This window comes from Chroococcidiopsis sp. CCALA 051, from assembly GCF_003015105.1.
Classification (GTDB): domain Bacteria; phylum Cyanobacteriota; class Cyanobacteriia; order Cyanobacteriales; family Chroococcidiopsidaceae; genus Chroococcidiopsis; species Chroococcidiopsis thermalis.
This window is the reverse complement of record NZ_PYCI01000028.1, coordinates 19,753-42,766: the sequence shown is the minus strand read 5'-3', so window position 1 is coordinate 42,766 and position 23,014 is coordinate 19,753. Positions and strand designations below refer to the sequence as shown.

At 44.5% G+C, this 23,014-nt stretch carries 22 protein-coding genes; 9 read left to right on the top strand and 13 right to left on the bottom strand.

All coding sequences use genetic code 11. The annotated features are described in order from the left end of the window. Window positions 1-140: 140 nt before the first annotated feature. From C7Y66_RS09290 to C7Y66_RS09260, 8 genes are all read right to left on the bottom strand, one after another. Window positions 141-707 carry a DUF3611 family protein gene (locus tag C7Y66_RS09290; protein ID WP_106545353.1) on the bottom strand — a complete coding sequence of 189 codons (567 nt, stop codon included), beginning with the start codon at window positions 705-707 and terminating at the stop codon, window positions 141-143. Between the two features lie 99 nt (window positions 708-806). After that, window positions 807-1,985, bottom strand: coding sequence for an HhoA/HhoB/HtrA family serine endopeptidase (locus C7Y66_RS09285; protein WP_106545352.1), 1,179 nt, complete (start codon window positions 1,983-1,985; stop codon window positions 807-809). Between the two features lie 108 nt (window positions 1,986-2,093). Beyond that, window positions 2,094-2,981, bottom strand: a complete 888-nt coding sequence (locus C7Y66_RS09280; RefSeq protein ID WP_106545351.1) for a hypothetical protein — start codon at window positions 2,979-2,981, stop codon at window positions 2,094-2,096. 77 nt (window positions 2,982-3,058) lie between these two features. Beyond that, entirely contained in the window at window positions 3,059-4,570 is a 1,512-nt protein-coding gene (locus C7Y66_RS09275) for an NAD(P)/FAD-dependent oxidoreductase (protein ID WP_106545350.1), read from the bottom strand. Between the two features lie 19 nt (window positions 4,571-4,589). After that, a complete protein-coding gene (locus C7Y66_RS30990) occupies window positions 4,590-4,754 on the bottom strand; it encodes a hypothetical protein (protein WP_158265894.1) in 165 nt (54 codons plus the stop codon). Between the two features lie 54 nt (window positions 4,755-4,808). Continuing rightward, the gene (locus tag C7Y66_RS09270; protein WP_106545349.1) at window positions 4,809-6,029 is read right to left on the bottom strand and encodes a zinc-dependent alcohol dehydrogenase; all 1,221 of its coding nucleotides are present in this window, start codon (window positions 6,027-6,029) and stop codon (window positions 4,809-4,811) included. Between the two features lie 445 nt (window positions 6,030-6,474). Next, complete coding sequence (locus C7Y66_RS09265; protein WP_106545348.1) at window positions 6,475-6,843, bottom strand: response regulator; 369 nt, start codon at window positions 6,841-6,843, stop codon at window positions 6,475-6,477. Window positions 6,844-7,153: 310 nt separating this feature from the next. Continuing rightward, complete coding sequence (locus C7Y66_RS09260) at window positions 7,154-8,041, bottom strand: DUF3267 domain-containing protein (protein ID WP_106545347.1); 888 nt, start codon at window positions 8,039-8,041, stop codon at window positions 7,154-7,156. A gap of 23 nt (window positions 8,042-8,064) precedes the next feature. Between C7Y66_RS09260 and C7Y66_RS30985 the strand changes: the two genes are divergently transcribed. The 5 genes from C7Y66_RS30985 (at window position 8,065) to C7Y66_RS09240 (ending at window position 14,071) form a co-directional block, all read left to right on the top strand. Next, window positions 8,065-8,205, top strand: a complete 141-nt coding sequence (locus C7Y66_RS30985) for a hypothetical protein (RefSeq protein ID WP_158265893.1) — start codon at window positions 8,065-8,067, stop codon at window positions 8,203-8,205. 225 nt (window positions 8,206-8,430) lie between these two features. Further along, on the top strand, window positions 8,431-10,539 hold the full coding sequence (locus C7Y66_RS09255) for an ATP-binding protein (protein WP_106545346.1): 2,109 nt from the start codon (window positions 8,431-8,433) through the stop codon (window positions 10,537-10,539). A gap of 81 nt (window positions 10,540-10,620) precedes the next feature. Next, window positions 10,621-11,808, top strand: a complete 1,188-nt coding sequence (locus C7Y66_RS09250) for a response regulator (RefSeq protein ID WP_106545345.1) — start codon at window positions 10,621-10,623, stop codon at window positions 11,806-11,808. 495 nt (window positions 11,809-12,303) lie between these two features. Then, entirely contained in the window at window positions 12,304-13,569 is a 1,266-nt protein-coding gene (locus C7Y66_RS09245; RefSeq protein ID WP_106545344.1) for a fasciclin domain-containing protein, read from the top strand. Between the two features lie 91 nt (window positions 13,570-13,660). Further along, window positions 13,661-14,071, top strand: coding sequence for a hypothetical protein (locus tag C7Y66_RS09240; protein ID WP_106545343.1), 411 nt, complete (start codon window positions 13,661-13,663; stop codon window positions 14,069-14,071). Here C7Y66_RS09240 and C7Y66_RS09235 read toward each other — a convergent pair. Beyond that, a complete protein-coding gene (locus C7Y66_RS09235; RefSeq protein WP_199197335.1) occupies window positions 14,041-14,397 on the bottom strand; it encodes a hypothetical protein in 357 nt (118 codons plus the stop codon). The genes C7Y66_RS09240 and C7Y66_RS09235 overlap by 31 nt on opposite strands. A gap of 223 nt (window positions 14,398-14,620) precedes the next feature. Between C7Y66_RS09235 and C7Y66_RS09230 the strand changes: the two genes are divergently transcribed. Together C7Y66_RS09230 and C7Y66_RS09225 are read left to right on the top strand one after the other, a co-directional pair. After that, window positions 14,621-15,493: a DUF2382 domain-containing protein gene (locus C7Y66_RS09230; RefSeq protein ID WP_106217966.1), complete on the top strand. Its 873-nt coding sequence runs from the start codon at window positions 14,621-14,623 to the stop codon at window positions 15,491-15,493. A gap of 211 nt (window positions 15,494-15,704) precedes the next feature. Further along, window positions 15,705-16,727, top strand: a complete 1,023-nt coding sequence (locus tag C7Y66_RS09225) for an AI-2E family transporter (protein WP_106545342.1) — start codon at window positions 15,705-15,707, stop codon at window positions 16,725-16,727. A 56-nt stretch (window positions 16,728-16,783) separates the two neighbouring features. Here the strand turns inward: C7Y66_RS09225 and C7Y66_RS09220 are convergent, their stop codons facing one another. The 3 genes from C7Y66_RS09220 to C7Y66_RS30475 all read right to left on the bottom strand — a co-directional run bounded on the left by C7Y66_RS09220 (window position 16,784) and on the right by C7Y66_RS30475 (window position 20,379). After that, window positions 16,784-17,656 carry a hypothetical protein gene (locus tag C7Y66_RS09220; protein ID WP_146149763.1) on the bottom strand — a complete coding sequence of 291 codons (873 nt, stop codon included), beginning with the start codon at window positions 17,654-17,656 and terminating at the stop codon, window positions 16,784-16,786. Window positions 17,657-17,798: 142 nt separating this feature from the next. Further along, entirely contained in the window at window positions 17,799-19,850 is a 2,052-nt protein-coding gene (locus tag C7Y66_RS09215; RefSeq protein WP_199197334.1) for a serine hydrolase, read from the bottom strand. A gap of 298 nt (window positions 19,851-20,148) precedes the next feature. After that, window positions 20,149-20,379 carry a hypothetical protein gene (locus C7Y66_RS30475; protein ID WP_146149762.1) on the bottom strand — a complete coding sequence of 77 codons (231 nt, stop codon included), beginning with the start codon at window positions 20,377-20,379 and terminating at the stop codon, window positions 20,149-20,151. Window positions 20,380-20,445: 66 nt separating this feature from the next. Here C7Y66_RS30475 and C7Y66_RS09210 point away from each other — a divergent pair, with 66 nt between their 5' ends. Next, window positions 20,446-21,240: a hypothetical protein gene (locus C7Y66_RS09210; protein WP_106545340.1), complete on the top strand. Its 795-nt coding sequence runs from the start codon at window positions 20,446-20,448 to the stop codon at window positions 21,238-21,240. Between the two features lie 28 nt (window positions 21,241-21,268). Here the strand turns inward: C7Y66_RS09210 and C7Y66_RS09205 are convergent, their stop codons facing one another. Next, window positions 21,269-22,084 carry a DUF1206 domain-containing protein gene (locus tag C7Y66_RS09205; RefSeq protein WP_233222597.1) on the bottom strand — a complete coding sequence of 272 codons (816 nt, stop codon included), beginning with the start codon at window positions 22,082-22,084 and terminating at the stop codon, window positions 21,269-21,271. A 250-nt stretch (window positions 22,085-22,334) separates the two neighbouring features. On the opposite strand from C7Y66_RS09205, the gene C7Y66_RS09200 reads away from it, so the two are divergent. Next, complete coding sequence (locus C7Y66_RS09200) at window positions 22,335-23,012, top strand: DUF4157 domain-containing protein (protein WP_106545365.1); 678 nt, start codon at window positions 22,335-22,337, stop codon at window positions 23,010-23,012. The last annotated feature ends 2 nt before the right edge of the window (window positions 23,013-23,014 follow it).

The following is a 23,014-nucleotide window of genomic DNA, read 5'->3' as shown; positions in this document are numbered from 1 at the left end:
GTTGTGGGTTATAAGCGCACCTTAAAAAAACAATTATGTTGAGATGCGTTGCACGAAACAGTTGGAAATCAATATTTCAATTCTATACTTAAAAAGTATAGCTTCCCCCTGCTCCCTTTGACTTTTAACTTTTGACTTGCTTAGTCTATCCATTCGAGTAGTCCTAAAGATGTAAGACTACCAACTAAGTGAGTCCCAATAAGATTGACATTCGCTAAGATGACAAGAATATCGAGCGAACGAATGACATTTCCCTGCTGGTACACAGCTACACCTTGGGGTACAGCTAAAGCTTGTGAGAGTATTGAGATGGCGCTGACTTCCGATGCGATAAATGCTAACAACATGCCAATGAAGCTCGCAATCAAGCCAATTTTCAAAACTTGAATTACCTCTTCTTTTCTTGGATGCAATTCGCGCTCTGGTGACTGCAAGCGTCTAGCTAAAACACGACCTCGAAATGCCCAAAATATTCTAAAGACTGCGAGTAATACGCCAACGACGGCTAGAAAAATACTTAAACCAATAGCTGCATTCTCTGTTGCTACGCTGAGGCTGCGACTAAAGACTGCAAATGTTAAAGCAATACCGGAAGTACTAGCTAAAGCCAACTGTATCCAGAAGCTAAAGCGGCTAACAACGCGGAAAGTTACCGCAAATCTTTGTTTCGTTGGGGTTGGCAGCGAAGTTTGGAGCAGTTCAGACATGATTTTCTCCTATTAGGTGATGCCAAATTAATTTAGAAAAATCTTCAACACAAAATAATTGCCTAGAAGTAGAGTTGTCTATTTACAACCAAAGATCTTCTATCTGGAGGGAGATGGTAACTGTTCTGGTTTCAAAGTTAGCTGTTGAGTCGAGCCATTACGGTTGACTGTAATCTGTAGCGATTTGCCTAAATTTGTTGCTTCTACAGCATCTTGTACAGAGTCAGCATTTTGAATTTCAGTTGAGTTAATTTGAGTAATAATGTCACCAGGACGCAAACCAGCACGAGCTGCGGGAGAGTTGGGAGCAACTTGTACGATTAAAACTCCCCGATCGCGCTCGACTTTAAAACCAAGATTACTTTGGTTAATTTCCTGTTGAATTTCCGGCGTTAACTCAATCAGTCGCACGCCAATATATGGATGTTCGACTCGACCAGTTGTAATTAACTGCTCGGCGATTCTTTGGGCTGTATTAATCGGAATGGCAAAACCTAAACCTTGCGCTCCGCCAATAATAGCAGTATTCACGCCTACAACTTCGCCTTGAGCATTGAGCAAAGGTCCGCCAGAATTACCAGGATTAATTGCCGTATCAGTTTGCAAAAAGTCAAGTCGTTTGTCGTTGACACCAATATCTGAACCACTGCGTCCTGTGGCGCTGATAATTCCTTGAGTTACGGTGTTATCTAGACCTAAAGGATTACCAATGGCGATCGCCCATTGTCCAACAGTAATATTATCGGAATTAGCCAGCTCAACTGTAGGTAAATTTGTCCCCTCAATATCAACAACTGCTACGTCTGTAACTGGGTCTGCACCCACAACTTTTCCAGCAAAGCGGCGACCATCTCTTAGCACGACTGATACTTTATCTGCACCTTCTACCACATGGGCATTAGTTAGAATACGACCATCTTGGCTAATAATAAATCCCGAACCGATACCGCGTTGAACTTTCTCTTGAGGCGGAAAGAAGTTTTCCCCAAAAAATCGCTCAATCAAAGGATTGCTATATACTGCTGTGGGTACTTCTACTGTACGGGTAGCATCGATTCGTACAACTGCGGGTCCTACATCTTTGACAACTTCAGCAACAAAGTTAGGATTGTTTTGTAAATTAGCTGTCGGTTGGGTAGGTGAAGGTTGAACTTGGACTTCTCTATTTCCTAAAGATTCGCATCCCGCAGAACTACCAATTATAAGTATGCCTAAATATAAAATTGGTTGCTGGAAAATTTGTTTACTTGTCTCCCCACGCCATTTTTTCAATTCCATGACCGTAAGCCTATTAATTCTGACTAGCTTTAACTCGCTCTGAATTGGAAGATAGAGCTAACTTCAACTTAGATGGCAATGGTGGAAAACTCGTGGAGAGAGTAGTTTTTACGCTACAACTTGCGGTCGCACTTTTCCCAGCAGCCATGCCAGGATTGCACCAAAACCAAAGATATTCGCTACTGACAACACCAGTCCTCCTAGTACCGGAATCAAGCCAATTAAAGCTAAAATCAGCATACCCAGGAGAAATTGTTGCACGGGCGCTCGCCCTGGCGCTTTCAAAGTTCTTTGCCCCAGCCAAAGGGCTATTCCGAGAGTTCCCACAAGTGCTGTAATCCCGACTGCTAAACCAACTAATGGTAACAAGGGAATGCCAATTAAGCTGATTGTCAGCAGGATGACTAGCACAATGACAGCAAGCATACCGCCCAAACCCCACAAGCCGCTCGCCAGAGGATACTGACTGATAATCGCTGCCAGGATCGGCAGGAAATTTGGTCGCCAAAGTAGGATTAAAACACCAACAATAGCGCCGACCGCGACGTTGAGCAGATGAAAGGCACTACCGAAGAGATAGCGAACGAGAAAGCTGTCAATTCCCCTCCTGCGAGAGCCATGCATTCCCCATCTACCATCCTCCAAGACTGTACCCGAAGCGCCGCCAATAGTAACTCCTGGCTGGGCGATAATTTCTCCTCCTACGGCGTAGACATCACCATCAACGCGGACACCCTTTTCTAAGATTGCATCCCCACCAATGGCGATCGCAGTTTGGGTGACTCTTGCTCCCTCCCCAATTGTTGCATCACCCCCAATCGCGATGGCATTTTCTACCACTTGGTTGGGTCCAACTATAACATCGCCGCCAACCCGAATAATGTTCTTGTTGTTGACATTAATATCAGTTTGTGCGAAAGCTGTTACCGCGAAAAGCACTGCGCTCAGGGCTGATACTAAGACCAAGATCGCTCGGTTTCTTTTAAGACTTCTCATACCCCGTCCCTCTTCTTAACGTGTAGCTACTGTCAATCGCTAATTCCGCCCTTGCAACTAATCTAGCGGCAGCTGATTTATCCAGGCTTTGTGGCGACGAACTCCTTCTCGTCCTCATGGCAAATCTGCTGCATAATGTTGCGACCCGACATGGCGACTACGGGGACGCTACCACCAGGCTCAACCCACTGTCCGATCGCATAAAAATTGTCCAGCCCAGGCAGGGTTTTGCGGATACCAGCGATCGCCAGCCATAGCGTTTGCTTGGTCAGCAGCCAGCCACAGTTTGAACCCTGCCAGTTCCCCGTGTAGCGTTCGTAGCTCACTGGTGTAGCAACGTCCACATACTCAATATCAGTTCTTATACCAGGATAAACCCGCTCCAACCAATCGAGCAGAATACCTGATTCTTGAATTTGCTCGGCGTTGTAAATCGACCGTCCGTAGATGCGCTGCCAGTAATCGTAGGGCGTACTCAGCGTGACGATCGCCACCGACTTACCCGCCGGAGCTAACGAGGGGTCAAAGCAATAGTGCCTGACATCGATCTTATAGCGTTCCTCACCAGCGATAATGACTGGACGATCGAGCAGGTATGTGACCCAGTGCGGCGTGTCTTTTAGGTCGCGGTTGATGCCGAGCGATACTTGGAGTTGCGAGTAGGTAGGCAGGCGATCGTTGTAGAGCCTTTTTAACTGGCGATCGATATACTGACCCCCTAGCAGATCGAAAATTGTCCCGCGTCCATCACAGGCTGAGATGATGCGGTGGGCATGGTACTCCTGGTTGTTGTACAGCCGCACTCCGAAAGCGCGATCGTTTTTCACCAGAATGCGTTCTACCTGAGAACAATAATGAATTTCGCCCCCCAATTCGAGATAGCGCCTCTCGATCGCACGGGCAAAATTCAGCGATCCACCCATCGGGAACCCAGCATTCTTGTTGTGCGCGTATGCTAGCAGTGACATACCAACCATGACGGGGATACTTGTCCAGGCAAACATTTGCGGGATGGCACGACGCAGGAAAGGGTCTTGAAATTCCTGGGCGAATTCCTGAGCGGAAATCTTCCCCCATCTCGCTAACGCTCTGGCGAACGGCAGCAGCTTCAGACTCAGCCGCACCCAGTCCGCAGCCCTCATCAAGGCTTTGGGCTTCTGCCGCAGCAATGACAGATCGAAGCGAGTGAAAGCCCGAATGCCCGCACACAGGTCAGCGATCGCTTCGCTATCGGCAGGTGAGAGTCTTGTCATCTCCTGTTCGAGGCGATCGGGATCGCTGTAAACGATTAGCGTTTTACCGCTTGGTTCGACGATCCGCATGAATTCATCGTGATGGACGAATTGCCGACCCTGAACTGCTCCCAGCTCCTCCCACATCTGGTGGAATGGCTGACCAGACCCAGAACCAAACAAGTAATAAAGGCAGCCATCGAAGACATATCCTTTGCGCTCCCAAGCCGTACATAGACCACCAGGCTGGTCGTGCAGCTCGAAAATTTGGGTGCGATAGCCGTTCATCTGGGCGTAGCAGCCCGCCGCTAATCCGGCAATGCCTGCCCCAATGATGATAATATCAGTCGAAGACATAGAGCTACAATATAATAATTCAGTTTATCGAAAGCAATGGAGATGCCACTGCTGGTGGGACGCAATAGATTGACCCCATTCTCGATCGCCCGAAAAACTGACTTTTGCGGGTGTTTAAACTGAATTGCTCGATCGCCAGCCACACCCAAGATAAGCGGTCTTTGGAACAGGTGATACTATTCATGCTACTCTCCTGAGAAAGCAGGCGATCGCGGCTTAACCCCAGATATTAAATAAACTAGGCTGCAACTCCTGGGACTAATTCTACTTTTACCCAACCTGGTTCTCGTCGGTCAAATGCCTTGTATGCATCAATAACAGACACGAGCGGTCCAACTTGAGTTAAGACTTTGGTAGGGTCTACCGTGCCGTTCCGAACTAGATCCACCAATATCGGAATATAGTTGCGATGGTTGCAGTTCCCCATGTTCATCGTCAGATTTTTGTTCATCGCCATGCCAATCGGGAAAAACTTGTGAGTTGGTGGATAAACGCCAATAATCGAAAGCGTTCCGGCTTTGGCTAACGCTTGAACGCACCACTCTAACGCTTGAGAAGGAGCATTACCAGGATGCCAGTTACCGTTTTGGGGATTGGTTTGCGGTGCAATTTGCTGTAACTCCTGCTGGAACTGCTGTGCCTGTTGTTTTGCTTTTTCGGCAGCGGGACCGCGATCGGGAGCATTTGCATCTACACCTACAGCATCAATTGCCCGATCTACGCCAATTCCCCCTGTGAGTTGCTGAATTATCTCTACAGGGTCTTCAGCATTGAAATCAATAACTTCCGCACCGATTTCGCGTGCCATTTCTAAGCGTGACCCAATTGTATCCACAGCAATGATACGTCCTGCACCTAATAGCTGGGCACTAGCGATCGCAAACATTCCCACCGGACCGCAACCAAACACCGCTACTGTATCTCCTGGTTCGATCTCGGCGATCTCAGCGCCAAAATAACCAGTAGGAAAAATATCAGACAGGAGGATGGCTTGGTCGTCTGTCACCTCATTTGGTAGCTTGACTAATCCTGCATTGGCAAAGGGAATCCGAGCGTATTCTGCTTGCAAGCCGTTAAACGGACCAGTCTCTTGTGGACCACCGAAAAAAGCCGTTCCTGCACTACTGCCATTGGGGTTAGAGTTATCGCACTGAGAATGATATCCCGAACGGCAATAAGAACAGTAGCCGCAGGCGATTGTTGAAGGAATTACAACGCGATCGCCGACTTTAAAATTCCGTACATTTGAGCCAATTTCTTCAATAATGCCAATACCTTCATGTCCCAAAATTGTCCCAGGTTTCATCCCTGTAAATGTGCCGCGAATCATGTGCAGATCTGTACCGCAAATTGCGCTTGAGGTCAGCCGCACGATCGCATCTGTTGAGTCCTGAATTTTGGGTTCTGGTACGTCATCCAGCCGAATGTCTCCAATTCCATGAAAAACAACTGCTTTCATTACAAATACTCCTAAATAATCGATTCATCAGCTTTCTTAACAAGCTAATTTGAAACCAGTACCAAGCTTGTCACTACTACAGCACTCGCGATCGCTGCTGCGACAGATGAAAAAATATCGCAGTCAATTCTAAATTTTTTGTCGCTAATTTTCACCAAAAATTGAGTTTTTGTAGACTGCGTGACACCTGCGATCGGTCACTATGCTAGCGATGCTGCTATCTTTTTCTTCTCATCCCCTAGAAGGATATGGAACTGATTTAATATGTAAATTACATTACGATTAGCGATTATCATTCTCGTAATATTAAACAAGTGACTTTGATGTCGCTCGAATTTAAAATCTCAATAAATAACAAATAATATAGTTCTAAATTTTTAGATTGCTCTTGCTATTTCTATCTATAATCTGCAATTTGGTTAGGTTCGCACTCAATATTTTTATTTTAAGCCAAAGCCGCCTCTACTTGTTCGGCAAGCTTTAAAGGATTAAACGGTTTGTTGAGTACACCTCTAACACCTAATTGAGTAAATTTTTGCTCGACAAAGCGCCCTCTAGCCGTTAGTAAAATAACAGGAATGTTGCTAGTTATTGTATTAGATTGCAGTTTTTTTAAAGTAGATAAGCCATCTTCATCTGGCATCATGACATCCAAGAGAATTGCATCTGGTTGGTTATCTTGAGCTAAGTTTAAGCCTTCCCGACCTGAATGAGCGGTTATTACCTGCCATCCCCCCATAATTTCTAAGCAGGTTTGAACTAATTTTAGAATATCGTCTTCGTCATCAATGACTAAAATTCGTTTGCTTGTCACTATTTTCTTCTCCTTCTCAATTTCAAGCATCCTGCGACTTGATTAAGCGTTGCGTTAATGTTGTTGCTGGCTATTTTTGCCTGAAAAAGTTTTGATTTATTGAAATAGAATAATACAAAAATTGAAATATCGATTTATCATGTCATGTCTCGGACTCCGACTCTCGACATAACTATCATTATTGAAGTTAAGCTTCAAACCCTTTTAGCGCATTTCTTCTTCCCTACTCCCTGCTCCCTATAATATTAAGGACCAAAAGTGGAAAAGTGGTGGAGAGTTAAAACGTTTGAACAGAATGGTTGTATGAGCTTTAGCGATCGCCCATTGATATAAACAACACTCCGACTAAACTCAGTACGGTAGCGATCGCTATCCATAACCACGGGTTAAACGAGATTCCGAAACCTTTGGGACTATTTTCCCAATTCAAAAGCTGTAACGAATCCGTGCCAACCATAAATGAAGGCACGTTCAAAATATCGAATAATATAGGCAAGAGAAAACTTACGAAAACAATTAATCCAAGCACTAAAACGGTCAAATCTAGCCATTTTTGGAATGTAGATTTAGCCTTGCCACTTGGTCGAAAAGGTAGGGAACGAGCATCGAGATCGGGAGGCGCATAAATTGCTACTCCTGTCTTACGGTCTTCCACTGTAACCGATCGCGGACAGCGCAGCAGTAGCGTTGCAATCCAAATATCGCCACTCGCACCAGCAGTATTGAGAATGACTATCCAGCCTAACCAAGGTGCTTGAGGCAAAACGGCTAGTAGAAGTATAGCGATCGCGTTAACGATAAATAAAGGAGTCAGCGAAATGACTAAAAAAGCATTGCGAGAAAAACGCCTTCTCGGTGCAGTCGTGTAAGCGTAGGGAAGAAAATGTTCGATTCCTATTCCAGATCGCGGTTTACCACCAAAGGCAATGAAAGCCAAACCGTGTATAAGTTCGTGGATCAGAAATGTACCGAGAGGAATTGCGACAAAATAAACTAAAAACAACATAATTTGCCACGCTTGTTCAGAATAGACTGCGGCATCAAAAATCCACGATCGCTTGTATCCGTGAATAACTTGGTAAAAGGTACTAATAGCTGCTGCCGTGACGACAAACAAGATGATACTCAAACTACTCCAACGCAAGGCTAGTGCTGGAGTGAGGCGGAAAATATGAATTGGGCGATCGCCTGAAAACATCTGCCACTAGATAGAGGTTGAATTTGCCTCATCTGGCACGACAGAAGTACAGGCAGTGCGAACCAGTCAGATGCACCAACACAAAAGCAATTATTCAAAGGATAGCGATCGCCACCTTGATGAATGTTGCTGGGTTGTTAGATTTAGAGTCATACAGACAGTGAGTGCTGCTGACTCTAAAGTTAGTGCCTGCACTGAGCAGGAGTGTGTGAGATATACTACCTATACGACTGTCGAACTTCAGAAAAGGCGTAGGTCTTACGAACCTTACGTTTCCTAAGCTAAAGCGCAAAAGTGGAAAAGTCGGGCAGATAAAGATGAAAAAGAAATTACCTGTCATGAATCAACCTGTTGCGCCAACATAGAAAAGCTAGCCCAAACCGCAGAATATGCTCAGTTCGATCCGTCACCTTAAGGGCTACGGTGTTGCTGTTGTTGCCGTCGCCATTGCTTTTCTCTTAACACAACTAGTATGGGGATTGATCCAACCTCACCTTTATCCGCTATTCCTAGCTGCGGTAATGGCGAGTTCTTGGTATGGTGGTATTGGACCAGGATTGCTGGCGACTGTTTTAGCTGCCGTACTATGCAACCACTTCTTTGTCCCCCCACTTTATTCGTCGTTACCTGGTCGAGATGGAATTGTCGGGCTGATTCAATTTGGACTAGTAGCAGGATTCATTAGCTTTCTCAACTCCAGGCTGCGCTCGACTCAGCACCGAGCCGAACGTAATGCGCGAGAAGCAGAACAAAATTATGAGTTTTTACGCCAAAGTCAAGAAAATCTCCGCCGCAGCGAAGAACGCTACCGCATATTAGTAGAAGGAGTCACCGAATATGCCATTTTCATGCTAGACCCAAACGGGATCTTTGCAAGTTGGAATGTCGGTTCGGAGCGGATGCTAGGCTACTCTGAGGCAGAAATTCTCGGTCAACCTTTTGCACGGATTTTTACATCAGAGGCAATACAGCAAGGCTTACACGCACAAGTGCTGCAAATGGCGATCGCCGAAGGTTTTTCGAGAGAGAATCGCTGGCACATTCGCAAGGATGGGACGTACATTTGGACTCATTGCATTATCACCGTCTTGCGAGATGAGAAGGGAAATCTGCGGGGTTTTGCCAAAATCATGCAAGATATTACTCAGCGCAAGCTAGCTGAAGAAGAACGAGAGGAATTGCTAGTACGCGAACAAGCTGCCCGCGCTGAGGCAGAAGCAGCCAATCGCGCCAAGGATGATTTTTTGGCTGTGGTTTCCCACGAATTACGCACTCCAATGACAGCGATCGTGGGTTGGGCTGGGATGTTGCGATCGGGTATGCTAGATGATAATCGAGCGGCTTTAGCAGTGGAAACAATCGAGCGCAATGCTAACTTGCAAATGCAACTGATTGAAGACCTGCTCGATATTTCCCGCATTGTCAGAGGAGATATTTCACTCAATTTTGCTAGAGTCGATCTTGCTAGAGTCATCACCGCAGCAATTGAAGTCGTACAGCCAGCCGCAAATGAGAAAGCAATAGATTTGGAGTTTGTGCGGGAGTCGGGAATCGGTAGGGGCGCACGGCTGTGCGCCCGTACAGAGGAGTCGGGAGAAAGCGATCGCTCACACATCATCTGGGGTGACTCAGAACGCTTGCAACAAGTGGTGTGGAATCTACTTTCCAATGCAATTAAATTTACTCCTGAAGGCGGAAGAGTTGAGGTGCGGCTAGAAAAAGTCAAAAGTCAAAAGTTAAATGTCAAAAATCTTGCCCAAGACCAACTACCAACTACCAATTACCAATTACCAATTACCAACTTTGCTCAAATCCAAGTCATCGACACAGGTATAGGGATCGATCGCGACTTTTTACCGAATGTTTTCGATCGCTTTCGTCAGGCAGATAGTACTAGTGCGAGATCGAATAAAGGCTTGGGCTTGGGTTTGGCGATCGCCCGCCACCTAGTAGAACTCCACAATGGCACAATTCGAGTCGATAGTTCAGGCAGAGGACAAGGGACTACATTTACAATCGAACTCCCCGTTTCAGAAAGAGTATCTAGAGCAGGGGAAACAGGAGAAGAAAATCCTTCAGCCCCTAGCCTCCAACCCCCAGCCCCTTCCCTACGTGGCTTGCGAGTATTGGTTGTGGATGATGAAGCTGATGCGCGACAGTGGATTACAGTCGTACTGGAAGAGTCAGGCGCAGAAGTCATTGCTGTTGCTTCAGTGGGCAAGGCACTAGAGGTAATAGAACAACACAGACCAGACGTACTCATCAGCGATATTGGAATGCCAGGGGAAGACGGCTACACGCTGATCCGGAAAATTAGAGAATTGGAACCCCAAATGGGCGGAACTATTCCCGCCGTAGCTTTGACGGGATATGCCAGGCAAGAAGATTACACCAAGGCTCTAGCAGAAGGTTTTCAGCTCCACGTCGCTAAACCAATTAGGGCGGCTGAGTTAGTGGCTGTGGTTACGAGCTTGGCTAAAATGGCTGGAAAACTCTGAGCTAGAGTGTTTCTATGCTTTATCTGCGTTTTTGAGTGTTATCGCATACATCTATAAATGAGCTGGCGTTACTTTTGATAGATGTTTGATGCAGCTAAAAAAGTCTTTATTGGAGTTAGAGAGTCTACTGTTATCACGAACAATTTATCTAGAGGTAGGCGATCGCCAATGAAGATTCTGGTGGTTGAGGACGATAATTCTATAGCTCAAGCTGTTGCCGCAACGCTATCACAACAGCAGCATTGTCTGGTTGATATTGCCGCTGACGGTCAAGAGGGCTGGGAATTAGCCACAGCATTCAGTTACGATTTAATTTTGCTTGATGTGATGTTGCCCAAATTAGATGGTATGAGTTTATGTCGGCAACTGAGGCAAAAAGGCGATCGCATACCGATTTTAATGCTGACAGCAAAAGATACCAGCTCTGATAAAGTTGTGGGATTAGATGCTGGTGCGGATGATTACGTCGTCAAACCGTTTGATTTTCCCGAATTAATTGCTCGCGTTCGTGCTTTATTGCGTCGAGGTAGTACCGCTTTACCACCAGTATTAGAATGGGGCGATCTGCGGCTCGATCCAAGTAGTTGCGAGGCGACATACGGACAGCAAGCCTTACATTTAACTCCCAGAGAATACGCGCTGTTAGAGTTGTTTCTCCGCAGCCCTCGGCGCACGTTTAGCCGCAGCGCGATCGTCGATCGCCTGTGGAATTTAGAAGACCCACCGCAAGAAAATACAATCAAATCTTACATCAAAAGCTTGCGCCACAAACTTAAAACCGCAGGTGCGCCCAGCGATTTGATTGAGACAGTCTACGGTTTGGGATATCGCCTCAAACCTCTAGAGTCGGAAACATCTCATCCAGAATCAACTGTGTCGGATTTGAATGAGATGCAACAAGAAATTCTATCGGTAGTCGTTAAGTTTAGGGAAGTTTTTATAGCAGGAATTGGCGATCGCCTTGCGGTGTTAGAACAAGCGGTGGAAGCTTTATGTCGCGGTACGCTCGACAATGGAATACAAAAACAGGCTGTGCGAGAAGCTCACAAACTTGCAGGTGCTTTAGGTAGTTTTGGTTTTGCTCAAGCTTCGCAATTAGCTCAAGAGATCGAGTCTTTATTAGAAGATAAAAACGGCGTTAGCGAAGCGGCTCCTCTGGAGCATCGCTCTACTTATTGTCTGCGTCTGTGTCAACTCTTAGAAGAGTTAAAGGAGCAAATAAAGCAAGCTCCCGATAAAGCAAACTTGGATCGATTATTTCTTAACTAACGCATCTCTTCTTCACTCACAAAACTTTTCATTGCTATAGCAATCCTAGATAAATTGTGAAATCGATTGCCCATGTAGAGACGTTACATGTAATGTCTCTACATGGAAACGTTCACTGCGATCGCCTAGAAGTTAATTGCAAATAAATACGATTCGGTGTGAGATATTCATTTAATTTTATAAATCGATATCTAAAGCGAGACAAACCTAACGCTATATAGATAACAGTATATAACTTTTGATACTTGTTTTTGTTTCAAGCTCGATAAAGTTTGTGCCGCTCGGTAAGTTACGTAGTAGCAGTTAAAGACAACTTCAATTTCTCCACCAGTTTTCCACTATTACAACTTAACCTCAAGAAGATAGCTATTTCAACACTTGATTCAACTGATTCAACAGTTGATGCGATCTAGGTCGCTCGTGGATTATTTAAGTTGATTTTAAATTTATCAAACATAATCCAAATTTAACTAAAATACCGCAAAAAAGGATTCCATGAAGAGTTTATTTCGTCGCTCGTCTGCTTTAAGTGCCGCTATGCTTGCTTTCGGAGTGTCAGTTGGTGTCGTTAGTCCAATCGCAATTTCTCAATCTGCCTTCGCACAAGATTCTGCAACTCCTGCTTCTCCATCCCCCACTCAAGGCGCAACGACTAACTTTTCTGATGTTGGGGCTGACTACTGGGCGCAACCATTTATTCAAGCCCTAGCAGCTAGAAACATCATTACTGGTTTTCCCAACGGCACTTTCAGACCAGAACAACCCGTGCAGCGGGCTGAATTTGCTGCCATGATTCAAAAAGCTTTTAATCAAAATCGCGTGCGGCAGTTAGCTGAACCTGGATTTAATGATGTCCCACCTGACTACTGGGCAGCTGCTGCGATTGAGGAAGCATACGAAACAGGGTTTATGGGAGGCGTACCTGGAGGAGCTTTTCAGCCAGCAGAAGACATTACTAAGTTACAGGCGATAATTGCTTTAGCAGATGGCTTGAATTTGAAAGCCGACCGTTCTCTCCAAAATGTTATCAGTACTTCTTATTTAGATGCTGAAGCAGTTCCAGCTTATGCTACAAGTGAAGTCGCCGCCGCAACCCAAGCTAACCTGGTTGTCAACTATCCCAATATTAGACAACTCAATCCCCAACAACCTCTGACACGAGCAGAAGCCGCAGCTCACTTGTATCAAGCTTTGGTACGGCTAGGACAGGTGCAACCTCTAGCTAGTAATGTGGCAGCAACTCAATATATTGTGGGTCGCAATAGTAATGTGAGTCAAACCACCCCAAATACTCAAACTCCTCAAACTTCTGGTACGACAGCTGCAAATAACTTGGTTGCAGTAGCAACATCAAACCAATCTTTTTCTACGTTGACTTCTTTACTTAAAGCTACAGGACTAGCAGAAAGTCTACAAAAACGAGGACCGTATACAGTTTTTGCTCCTACTAACGAGGCATTTGCAGCTCTCCCTCAAGGAATTTTGAAAAAGTTGCAACAGCCAGAAAATAGTGAAGTCCTGATGCAAATTTTGATGTATCACTTGGTTCCAGGGCAACAAACTGCTAAACAACTCTCGGCAGGAGAATTGAAAACGCTTGCCGATAGACCTGTAAATATTCAAATCGATCCAAATGGAAATCAAATTTCAGTCAATGATGCCAGAGTAATTCAATCAAATATCCAAGCCAGCAATGGAATTATTCATGCAGTAAATGAAGTTCTCTTACCACCAAATTTGGATCTGAGTCAGTTGCAGTAATTCCCTGTTGTCTTTGTGCTTAGTATGCAATGTTTTGTGGGGTAGGCATCTCGTCTGCCCTGACACTTCTTAACATCGGGGAGCAAATTGTATGAATGCCAAAGATTCGATGGAAAATACACTCGTTCAGAAAAACCTTCACTCGGAAACTGTAAACCCAAAAAGTTTGCAGGGAACAAATTTAATCGAAGAAAAACCAGAGGGGAGACAACTAAATAGAGAAAAAGTAGATTTAGTAAATGCGGTTGAATATATAGGAATTGTTTTACCTGTTTACTTGGCAATAGCAACAGGAGTGCTAATTATTTTTCAGATCTCGCGTAAAAGAAAACAAAACCTGGCTAGCGATTTCTTGAATCGTCTCCATCAAGTTCCTTGTATAAACTGTCATTTTTATAGCATGAATCCGCATCTCAAGTGTGCTGTAAATCCATCTGTAGTTCTCACTAGACGAGCTATCGACTGCCCAGATTATCGTCCTCGTAACGATACATCTGCATAGCGATCGACAGGAGAAAACCCACAGACTAAAGGAATAATTCGCTTTTTATCGTCGGCGCTTAAATCCATATAATCCTGAGCAATAATCGCATCAGTGAGGGAGTAATAATAGCAGCGTCCTTCGTCAGACAAATAGTAGTTTGGCTCCTCGTTTTCCCATTCCGACCATGTTTTAGAGACTGGCAAACCAAAAATTACGCATTTTTCAACTCGTGCTTTGTCCATTTCTCGTAACAAAGCCTGAAAGCCGTCAGTTTGTTGAATAAAATTAACGCCATGTAGGTGAGCGTCGAAGATAGCGTACTTACAGCTATAAGAACTGGACATATGGTAATAATGCTGGTGATTTTGGAATAAACCAAATTGATTTCGGCAAATAAACGCAATCTATCTATCATTATTTCTGATAGAAAATCCAAATTTTGTTTTTTCATCTTCATCTAAATTATTTAAATTTTTAAAAATGCAAATCTCTCTTTAGAAAGATGGATATCTTAGTCGAACTTCTATCCTGATATTAAGTTAAATTGAATTAGGAAATAAATACCAAATGGTACTTTACAAACTAGAAGATTTTGATACAAACTACCAAGATGCTTTTGATGGGAACGATATCAAAGGTTATGAAGTCTATTCCGATCTAGACAATGAAAAAGTTGGTACTGTTAAAAACATACTCGTTGAAGAATCAGGACGTTTCCGGTATCTGGTGGTTGACACTGGTTTTTGGATTTTTGGCAAGCAAGTCTTACTACCAGTAGGACGGATTCGGATTGACACTGGCGATCGCCGTGTCTATGCTGTCGGCTTTACCAAAGAACAAGCGGAAGCACTGCCTGAGTTCAGCGACGATTTGAAGGTTGATTACGACTATGAAGAACAAGTACGGGGAGTATATCGCGATCGCGCAGATACGGCAACACCTTTAGAGACATCTGCTGCATCCATGCCTTATGTAGCTGGGGCGGCTTACGATCGCAATACCTACAACTACGAGCAAGAACCAGACCTATACAATATGGGCGATCGCAACCAAGATACACTCAAACTGTATGAAGAACGGCTAGTTGCTAACAAAACCCGCAGAAAAGCTGGAGAAGTATCGATTGGCAAACACGTTGAAGCCGAAACGCAAAGAGTTTCAGTTCCCGTCGAAAAAGAGCGCGTAGTCGTCGAGCGAACCACTCCTGACAATGCTGGCAAGCCTGTTTCTCCTGGTGAAGCCACTTTCCGTGAAGGAGAAGTTGCCCATGTGGATCTCTATGAAGAGAAACCTGATATTCGTAAAGAAGCAGTCTTGCGCGAAGAAGTCAGAATCAGGAAAGAAGTAGAGCAGGAGATGGTTAGCACCCAAGAACAGGTGCGTAGAGAAGAGTTAGATATAGATAGCGAAGGTCGTCCAATTGTGGATAAAGATCGCTAACAGGTGCAGAAAAAAGTGACCAGTGACCAGTAAATATGACTTTCTGTTGTGGGAGTCAGAAACCGCCACCTCATGATTGGTGGCGAGTTTCATTCAACGTGGGTATGCGCGATTCCACATTAAAGAGCGATCGCCGATCTAAGAGATGCTCGTATAGGTTGGAATAAGCGAGAGCCAACCGTTCAAAAAAGCAATCTATGGAGGCAGTATTGTGCGCTTAGGTCAATGGCTCGGCTTATTTGCCCTGGCGATCTCTCTTTATATTCTTTGGCAAATTCGACAAGTTGTTTTACTGTTGTTTGCAGCTGTAATCTTAGCAACAGTTTTAAATCGCGTTGTACGACGAATCCAGCGATACCGCATTAAGCGTGGGATTGCGATCGCGATTACTATTACAGTCTTATTAGCACTAATTATTAGCTTTTTTGCGTTCATCGTGCCGCGTATTGTCGATCAGTTACAACAATTACTGGGTGTACTGCCCCAAACATCAGAAAGAATAGCGGCTTGGTTGAATTGGCTGCAATCGACGATTCCAGGAGCAATTTTTGAACAGCTCCGTGTAGTAGAAAATATTCCCCAACAGCTTCAAGCATGGATAACGCAGCTATTAGGTAACTTCTTTGTCATTCTAAATAACTCGCTTACCGTTGTTTTGAGCGTTTTATTGTTTCTGGTACTGACCGTCATGCTATTGGTGAACCCTTCCCAATATCGAAGAGTTTTCATTCTAGCTTTTCCTAACTTTTATCGACGACGAATTGACGAAATTTTGTCTGAATCTGAAGCATCCTTAGTTGGGTGGATTAAAGGAACTCTCATAGCAATGGTCGTCATTGGTTTAGTATCTTTTATCGGGCTGACAATTTTGGGAGTCCCTCTGCCTTTAGTCAATGCTGCTTTAGCCGGATTATTAGAGTTTATCCCCAATGTGGGACCAACTTTGAGCGTTGTTCCACCAGCTCTGCTCGCCCTGCTTGATGCTCCTTGGAAGGCAGGGGCAGTTATATTACTTTATATTGCAATTCAGCAGTTTGAAAGCCTAGTTTTAGTTCCCTTAATTATGAAACACGAGGTGAATCTAATGCCTGTGTTTACCATATTATCAGTAGTGGTTTTTGCTAGCTTATTCGGATTTCTAGGGTTATTTCTTGCTATTCCGCTATTGATTGTAGTTCAAATTTGGCTCAAAGAAGTTTTGGTCAAAGATGTGATGAATAAATGGGGAAAATAATTAGGAAAAATTACCCGATTGGGTGCGAGCGAGATTACTCCCACTCGCCATCTATACTATTCGTCCACTGCCGATGGATACACGTTATCGACAATCAGTACAGGTCTGTCGGCGTAGTCAGCTTCCAGTTGTTTTCGTATACCAGCATCTAAAGTAAAGCCGTATTCCCGTTCTATGTCAGCAATAACCAGCCGATCTAGCACCCCAGTCGCAACTACTCTCTCACCTTGAGTCACTCTTGGTCTAGCAGCCTGTTTCGGATATGGATTCAAAACCAGCAAATTGTTCTCTAGTACAAAAGCATTAGGGCTATAGACGCGCTGGACGTTACCTGGTACGGCAAGCCGTCTGTTGTAATAAGGGCTGGGGTTGCTAGTAATCTCCTCTGGTTCTGGTGCTGGGGCAACTGAGCGGGCAATAATTACCGGATCGTTCTCGTATTGGGCATACGTGGCGCGATCGAATTGCTGGTTGTATCTTTTGGCAATCTCAGCCAGCGAAAAACTCCGCACTACGCCCGTTGCTTGCACTTCTATGTCATTAGAGGGGAGATCGAGCGGATTGCCAGAAAGATTTACGATCAAAATCGGCTCAACGCCAAGAAACTCTTCGTCAGCAATTGTAAAAGTGTTGTTACCAATTTTCTCCAGAAATCTACCTCTAACAGTCACTCTTTTACCAACCAACGCTTTGAATTTATCAGCTAACTCTTCGGAAGTAACGTTGCGTCGCTCTTGTGGCGTTCTTCTATCCGCCTGAGCAATGATATTGTTTTTGTTGATGGTTCGCGTGACTTCTTGGGCATTGAGATAACCCATAGGTAGAGCGATCGCGATCGCGGCTAGGGCAAATGCTCCTTTAGCACTCCGCAACGAACCGCCCTTAGTCGAACGAGAACTCACTCTTTCGTTATTTAGTTTTCTAAACACAATTTTCTCCTACTTACTCTCTACCGATCGACGGTAAGATTAAATAGTGGAAAAATCGGGGAAAATGGCGATCGCTGGCAAAATTACGCCTGAAGAAGTAGTTAGCTTGACTTCCTGTTTTCCGGTCTGAATCAATTAGGTATTAGAACTGAAATCCCAATAAATTCCAGTAGGTCAGGAAGGGAATAAAGATCAAAGCAGCGAGGGTAATTAAGGCATAATGAGATCGCTTTACCAAAGACCAGTAATTATTCTTCCAAGCCAAAGCGGTAAAGATAAACAATCCTAGCGTCAAAACAGTGGTGAGTAGGGGAATGCAAAGAAATGCGATCGCTACAGCAGGCACACCATATACTAGCCGCCAAAAGCCATACAGCCAAATTGATAGAGGAAAGCCAATCAGAAAAACTAAGTTTAAAGTACCGATTAAACCTGCTAATCTCCAAGCCCAACGCAATTGCTTTACTTGAAACCGCTTACCTCGCAAACGTTGGATTAAAGGCACAATGGGATATACAAAGATAGCTGATAGAAATAAGACTGCACAAAATCCTAAAATCCCTAACTGTACCCAACTTGTTTCATACCAAGGTACATGCTCGTAGGCTCCAATTTTAGCCCACAGAGGATTAAATGCATACCTAATCCAACCGCTTTCATCCGGCTCAAAGGCTGTGAAAGCATCATCATTGACTCGCTGGAATAACAATGGTTCGATGGGAGCTAATTGGATCTTTGGGGCATTACCAATGAAGAACAAACCAGGAGTGCTAACGAGTAGAGTCCCGTTGTCACCCCGCTTGATATTAATATGTTCAAACGGTGCAGTGAGCTTGGCGAAGGTATGGCGAGGATATTCCAAATCTCGGTAAGTTCCAGTGAATCGTTCTAGCTGCTCTGCGCTTAGAGCCAGAGGTTTCTTGGGTGATGTTTGCTGTGGAGCGGGAAAATAGCGATCGAAAAACTGAGTCAATAGCTTGCCATTTATCCCACTAAAGCTATTAGTGGCAATGAAAATACCGATGTTGCGAGCGGGCAGTAGGGTCAGAGAGCTAGAATATCCCCGCAAACTACCTAAGTGTCCGATTGTACGGATATTGTTTTCCAACCGTTCGCGAAAACTGTAGCCAGTACCAGGTAATAGGGGATGGTGGGTGAAGTGCTGCTCGTGCATTAGCCGCACTGTATCTTCCTCTAAAATGCGGGAGTTTTCATAACGACTGTGCAACAGGTGAGCCAACATAAATTGAGCCATATCTGTTGCCGTAGCTTGCATTGATGCACCTGGAGCAATGTTGAGATACAGATAGGGGACGGGTTTAAACTTGCCACTTTGGTACTGATAACCTACAGCCAAATCCTCAGCTAAAGGGGGTGGCGGCGGCTGGAGAAAAGTACTCCGCCGCATCTGGAGCGGTTGAAAAATGTTTTTGTCGATGTATTGAGCGAAGGGAGTACCAGAGATTTTCTCCACGAGATAGCCCAACAAAGCAATGCTGTGGCTGGAATAACTGTATAACTCGCCAGGTTGCCATACCACAGGTGGCATGTGGTCGGCTAGATAGTCTCCTAGTGGCTCCATTTCCTCGGCAGTACGAGCAGCAAGTCCAATCCGCCGTTTTGTCGTACCGTCCGTATGCAGCATCATTCTGGCAGCCGTGACTGGCTCAGAAAAAGGATTTTCGAGTTGAAAGTCCGTCAGGTATTTGTTAACGTCAGCATGTATATCCAGCTGTCCCCGCTCGTATAGCTGCATTGCGGCTGTAGCTGTAAACAGTTTGGAGAGCGAGGCAACGCGAAACAGAGTTTTATCTGCTGCAACTGGTATTTTCTTTTCTAAGTTGGCATAGCCATAACCTTTGGCAAAAAACAGCTTGCCATCTTTCACCACAGAGATGACCCCGCCTGGAACATGAGTTTTCGACAACTCCTCTTGAAAGAAATTGTCTACAAATGCTTCAAACTCTTGTGGATCGTTTAATCCAGGCGCACTTGGAGCCGCAGGTACAGATTGCTCTGGTTCGTTCACTGGCTGGTCTGGTTGGCGATCGATAACTTGTATATCGGCTGGTGTGTTTCGCGCCGAAGCCGGAAGCCCCGATAGCGAGAGAAATAGGATAATGACAAGTACCCAAGAAGCTAATTTACGGGCAAACTTGCGTTTGGCGATCGCCTTTCTTCTCTGTGGCAACATTTCTAGCTCACTGATTCAATCTTTTACCGTATGGCAACTTGAACTCATGTATAAGAGCTGTCATCGGTCATGAGCAATTCACAAGTGACCGATGACCAATGACTAAGGGAGGAGATAGTTTCGCTCCAGAATTTTCTTCTTAACATCAATGGTTGTACTGGCTTTGAAGTCAGAATAGATCTAAATAGTGGAAAACTGGTGGAGAGAGCGGCAACTTTATACAGTGACCCTCTGCCAGTGACCAGTTATCAGTTACCCTCAGTTTATCTGCTGCGATCGCTGGTCTTTGTAAAAGGATTCACCGATTTAATAACTCTTGTTGAGGTTCTTCAGTTTCTATTTCATTTTGTTGGAATTGCTGAGAAGCGTAATTGATTATTGCACCGATCGCGAAGAAACCAAAGAGTAGTGCAATTGCCAAAAAGACCTTAATGATGATATTGCTGGGGCGCGGTTCTGTCATGGCTACAGTTACCGAATCAAAAATAGCTCGATGTATCTTGTCTAACTTTGGATGAAACTTCTTCATCCCTAAGACAGAAGTAGATCGAGTAGTCTATAAAGCAATAATTTTGAGAAAAAATTTTGGATAACAATGCATAAACTTAGTCACAATTGCCTCCCTAAGTGCGAGTTTGCCTGCGATCGCAACTTAATTCAAACTATTTGGAAGAATGGCACAGCCTTGTTGCTCCTATTTGCTCTTGCTGCCTGCAATCTAACTAACTCAGATAGTTCCAACACTGGCACGACGATTAGTAAAATTACCAACCGACCGAATACCAACCTGATAGGTAAGACAGTGACAGTAAGCGGAGAAATCGAAGAAGTCATCAGCCCAAAGGCATTTATTATTGAAGGAGATGGCTTCTTTAACGATCCAGAGTTGCTAGTTATAAATCTTAGTGGTTCTCCTATAGTTAATGACAGCAACATCCAAGTATCAGGAACGGTTCGCCAGTTCTCTCAATCGGCAATCGAGAACCAATTAGCTTTGAATTTAGCCCAGAAGTTGGAAGCAGAATTTAGGGGTAAGCTCGTACTTATTGCTACGGCAATTACCCTAACACCAGAACCAGGGGAAGTTGCGGAAGAACCAACTCCATTTATCGGTAAGAACGTCACCATCAGCGGTAAAGTGGCGGAAGTTATTACCCCAAATGCATTCACGCTGGATGACGACGAGTTAATTGGTGGTAAAGAGTTATTAGTTATTGGTGCTACTGATGCTATTAATGCAGGTAAAACTGTGCGAGTGACTGGGAAGATTCGCCAGTTTGTTGCAGCAGAGATTGAAAAAGATTTGGGTGTTAAGCTACAACCCGATCTAAAAGTAAAATATGAGGGTAGAGCTGCGGCGATCGCTCGGTCAGTTGAGATTGTACAGTGAAGTAGTAGAAAAAGAAATGCGATCGCCATTAAATCCTAATGCGTCGGTACCGTGCCAGGATCGATAAGTGGATAGCATATGCGACAAGACCAACTGCAATAATACCTAAAAGCCATCGACCAAAGGGTTCTTCTGCCAGTGTTTGCAGCGCCCCACCTAGCCCTTGAACTTCATCTGGGTCGGACTGAACGGCGGCTTGAATCAGAAGTAGACCAATAATACCGAAAGCAACGCCACGGGCAGTCACGCCAAATCTACCGATGCCCATCACCCATTTTATCTGGGTAGTAGTCATTTTAGATAATTGCAGCCGTTGGCGGAATTTAGGAGTAAAGGCTACATACGCCAAGGAAACGCCTACACCCAGCACGACGACTCCAACAATCCCCACTAGCCATTGACCGAAAGGTTGTGCTAGCAAGCGTGCCGTCCAGTCGTGTCTCCAACTACTACTATGACTTCCCGCACCAGCAATAATCTGCATGGCAGTCATGGCTAAACCTGCATAACTCGCGCCGCTAATCGCATAGCCTAGGCGGGGGATAACTCTGTTTGCCTGACTGCCTCGATGTTCGGGATCTACAAACGCTTGAACGAAACGCCAAACTGCATAACTCGTTAAACCTACAGCCACTATCGTCAGCAAAAATTTTCCCAATGGCTGCGCCACGATTATTTGGAGAACATCACTCGTACCAGCCGCTTCATTGCCAATGCCAAGGGCTACAGGCATCGCTAGCAAGCCGACGATGAAGTAAACCACTCCTTTAACTGCATAGCCAAACCGTGCTATTTGCTCAATCCACGAGTTGTCAATATTGAGCTTTTGCATACTTTGCCACACTACTCATTTACCTTAATACCTGCAATTCTCCACGAGTTTTGCACTATTTAGAGCTACCTTCAAGAGCAAAACTATTCTATAGCAATCTAGCTGATTCATAAGATAGGTACGTTATGGCTGTCATTTATCGTTGGTAATTAGCCATTTGACAAATGCCAGTGACTAAGGGCGACCTACACGAATATTTTATAACTCAAAGTTGCCTAAAGTATGGGGCTTCGATAAATTTCAAATTTTATTAATTCATGTCATGAAAAGAAAGAAAATTATTTGTTTGAGTTTTGTGAGTATTTTTTTATCTTTAAATATATTAGTTTTCCACAGCTACAAACTTCAATTATTTCAGTCCGAACGCTGTCATTGGCTCGATCTATCTTGTTATCCACATTTTCGAGAACATACAACAGTAGTTACTGAAGAATTATGGGGTCAAGCAGGTGTAGTAGCATATCAAGCAGCGGCTCGGTGGATGTATGCTAATAACGGCAGCAGTCAAGAATTAGACGATATACAGAAACAGTATTTACGCCCCTATTTTGGAGATTTAGTCGATCGCGTGGCGATCGCCTACAATACTAAACTGATGGACGGCTGGTTGTACGCTGATTTCAAAATAGATATCGGACAAGTTGATGCTGTTGCTCAAACTTATTGTCAGCGGATTTATCTAGAAGGCTCGTACAAACCTAGAGATTCTCGTCAACTGGCGTTATTAGCTCACGAACTCGTACACTCTAGGCAATGCGAACAATTAGGTGGTACAAGTCAGTTTGGCTATCATTATTTCAAGGAGTATAAAAAGGCAGGTCAGAATTATGCAAATAATATCATGGAAATTATGGCAAATAATTTTGAAAATCGATTTGCTGGATGGGTTTCTCAGCAGTTAGCAAGCGATCGAATAGAAGCAGAACAAAAAGTCAATTAATC

What these genes read in the sequence shown, in the direction of transcription:
- C7Y66_RS09275 (WP_106545350.1), bottom strand. Translation starts at nt 4,570, where the DNA reads ATGTCTTCGACTGATATTATCATCATTGGGGCAGGCATTGCCGGATTA.
- C7Y66_RS09200 (WP_106545365.1), top strand. Translation starts at nt 22,335, where the DNA reads ATGAAAAGAAAGAAAATTATTTGTTTGAGTTTTGTGAGTATTTTTTTA.
- C7Y66_RS09250 (WP_106545345.1), top strand. Translation starts at nt 10,621, where the DNA reads ATGTTTGATGCAGCTAAAAAAGTCTTTATTGGAGTTAGAGAGTCTACT.
- C7Y66_RS09290 (WP_106545353.1), bottom strand. Translation starts at nt 707, where the DNA reads ATGTCTGAACTGCTCCAAACTTCGCTGCCAACCCCAACGAAACAAAGA.
- C7Y66_RS09270 (WP_106545349.1), bottom strand. Translation starts at nt 6,029, where the DNA reads ATGAAAGCAGTTGTTTTTCATGGAATTGGAGACATTCGGCTGGATGAC.
- C7Y66_RS30990 (WP_158265894.1), bottom strand. Translation starts at nt 4,754, where the DNA reads ATGAATAGTATCACCTGTTCCAAAGACCGCTTATCTTGGGTGTGGCTG.
- C7Y66_RS30475 (WP_146149762.1), bottom strand. Translation starts at nt 20,379, where the DNA reads ATGAAGAAGTTTCATCCAAAGTTAGACAAGATACATCGAGCTATTTTT.
- C7Y66_RS09235 (WP_199197335.1), bottom strand. Translation starts at nt 14,397, where the DNA reads ATGTCCAGTTCTTATAGCTGTAAGTACGCTATCTTCGACGCTCACCTA.
- C7Y66_RS09215 (WP_199197334.1), bottom strand. Translation starts at nt 19,850, where the DNA reads ATGTTGCCACAGAGAAGAAAGGCGATCGCCAAACGCAAGTTTGCCCGT.
- C7Y66_RS09260 (WP_106545347.1), bottom strand. Translation starts at nt 8,041, where the DNA reads ATGTTTTCAGGCGATCGCCCAATTCATATTTTCCGCCTCACTCCAGCA.
- C7Y66_RS09285 (WP_106545352.1), bottom strand. Translation starts at nt 1,985, where the DNA reads ATGGAATTGAAAAAATGGCGTGGGGAGACAAGTAAACAAATTTTCCAG.
- C7Y66_RS09255 (WP_106545346.1), top strand. Translation starts at nt 8,431, where the DNA reads ATGCTCAGTTCGATCCGTCACCTTAAGGGCTACGGTGTTGCTGTTGTT.
- C7Y66_RS09230 (WP_106217966.1), top strand. Translation starts at nt 14,621, where the DNA reads ATGGTACTTTACAAACTAGAAGATTTTGATACAAACTACCAAGATGCT.
- C7Y66_RS09210 (WP_106545340.1), top strand. Translation starts at nt 20,446, where the DNA reads ATGCATAAACTTAGTCACAATTGCCTCCCTAAGTGCGAGTTTGCCTGC.
- C7Y66_RS09245 (WP_106545344.1), top strand. Translation starts at nt 12,304, where the DNA reads ATGAAGAGTTTATTTCGTCGCTCGTCTGCTTTAAGTGCCGCTATGCTT.
- C7Y66_RS09240 (WP_106545343.1), top strand. Translation starts at nt 13,661, where the DNA reads ATGAATGCCAAAGATTCGATGGAAAATACACTCGTTCAGAAAAACCTT.
- C7Y66_RS09280 (WP_106545351.1), bottom strand. Translation starts at nt 2,981, where the DNA reads ATGAGAAGTCTTAAAAGAAACCGAGCGATCTTGGTCTTAGTATCAGCC.